Here is a 1,797-nt window from a genome sequence, read left to right as displayed (position 1 = left end):
CGGCGCTTCCGCATGCACCGGGCCGAGCGTTGCGTCGACGGTCAGGTAGATCGACACGCAGGCCTGCGCGGCGATCGTCAGCGTGTAGTCGGCACGATCGACCGACAGCGCGTCGGGCGCCGGCGAGAAATGTACGGTCACGTTGCGCTCGACGCTGTCGAGGCCGTCGTAGCGCAGCTGCACCGCGCCCGCGTCGACGCGCGGCGCAACGACCGTGCCGCGCTTCGGGCGCTGCGTGCCGCGCACCTCGAACATGTCCTTGAAATCGGCCGCGAACGACAGCGACAGCGGCACCTCGGCTTCGCTCATGCCGTAGTTCGTCAGCGTCAGCGCTTCGTAAAGCACGTCACCCGCGAGCACGCGCATCCGCTCGATGTGGATCACGCCCTCGGGCGTTTCGTGGCCGCCGAGCGGCGGCAGCGGGCGGTTCGTCAGGTGCGCGGTGAACGACGCGTTATCGGCACTCGTCGCGCCCGACAGCAGCGACGGCGCGCGGCCGCCGAAGGTCAGGCGCCACTTCGACAGCACGCGCATGTCGTCGACGAACAGGCCGTCGTCATGACCGCCGATGTCGCCGAGCGCGTCGCTGACCACGAACGCGTCACCGGATTTCAGGACGTACTGGTTGTTGCGCGCCAGTACCTGCGGATCGGCTTCGGGCGCGATGAATGCGGGGGCCGACGCTGGGGTCGGGGCAGCAGGCGCGACTGGCGGCGCCTGGGTCGTCGTGGCTTCGGCGTGATTCGGCATCGATGCTCCTGTGTCGGGTCGCAACGCGCGGCGCGTCGCGTGTTTCGCACAGGATAGGACAGAACGGGGGACGTGCGCAGCGACGAAAAAGACGCGACACCCTGCGACGTGGTCGTCGCCGCAGGGCATCGCGCGGGCACGTCAGGCGCCGGTCAGAATTTCCACAGGATGTTGCCGAGGATGGCGTTGTCGCGCACGCCGCTGCCGTACTGGCCGCTGTACGTGAGGCCGAGCGTCAGGCGCTTCGTGATGTTCGCGTCGATGCCGGCCTCGAGCACGGCGCTGTCGCGTGCAATCGGCACGCCCGATACCTGGAACGATGTTCCGCCGTTCGCGAACGTGAACGCCGACGACGGCCGCACGTTGCCGAACGCATGCCGCCAGCCGACCGTCCCGCGCGCGGTGAACGTGCCGCTCGCCATCGCGCCGAGCTGCGACGCCGCGCGCAAACCGAGCGTCGAGAAGCCGACGTGGGTCGTCTCGCCGCCGGCACGCAGCGCGGCCGCGCCACCGGTTTCCGAATAGCCGTCGGTATGCAGGTTCACATACGCGAGGCCCGCGAACGGTTCGATCGCCACCGGCCCGACCGGCAGCGCGTAGCCGACTTCGCCGAACACCTGCGCCGAATTCGCGTCGTAGCCGGCCGAGTCGTGATCGGCGAAGCCCGCGAAGCCCGGGGAACGGTCGCTGTTGATCCGGTACCACGTGTACGACGCGCCGCCGCGCACGCCGAGCGCACCGTACTGCGCGCCGCCGTACAGCGACAGGTAGTAGCTGTTCACCGACGCCGACGAGCTCTGGTCGTTGTCGAGCGAGCTGTGCGTGACACCCGCGGCCAGACCCGCCCGCCACTTGTCGTTGAGCGCCATGTCGGCACCGGCGATGAAGCCGGTCATGCTGCGGTTGATCGTCGACGCGTTGCCGTCGCCGGTGAGCCGGCTGCGGCCGCCGAACGCCTGCCCCCAGACGACCGGCTGGTAAGGCGTACCGCCGTAGCAGCCGTCGCGCGAGCCGATCCGGCGCTCCGGCGGCAGCGTCGGGTCGACC

At 69.9% G+C, this 1,797-nt stretch carries 2 protein-coding genes; both read right to left on the bottom strand.

What is annotated here, in order from left to right; genetic code table 11:
- A partial coding sequence (locus tag JYJ84_RS35775) for a glycogen debranching N-terminal domain-containing protein (protein WP_275890769.1) occupies positions 1–750 on the bottom strand: 750 nt, incomplete at its 3' end.
- Between the two features lie 152 nt (positions 751–902).
- Positions 903–1,797, bottom strand: an 895-nt coding sequence (locus tag JYJ84_RS35770; protein WP_205190220.1) for an autotransporter outer membrane beta-barrel domain-containing protein, incomplete at its 5' end; no start/stop codon positions are given.

The organism is Burkholderia sp. LMG 13014 (assembly GCF_905232215.1).
Lineage (GTDB): Bacteria > Pseudomonadota > Gammaproteobacteria > Burkholderiales > Burkholderiaceae > Burkholderia.
This window is presented reverse-complemented; position numbering and strand designations above follow the sequence as displayed.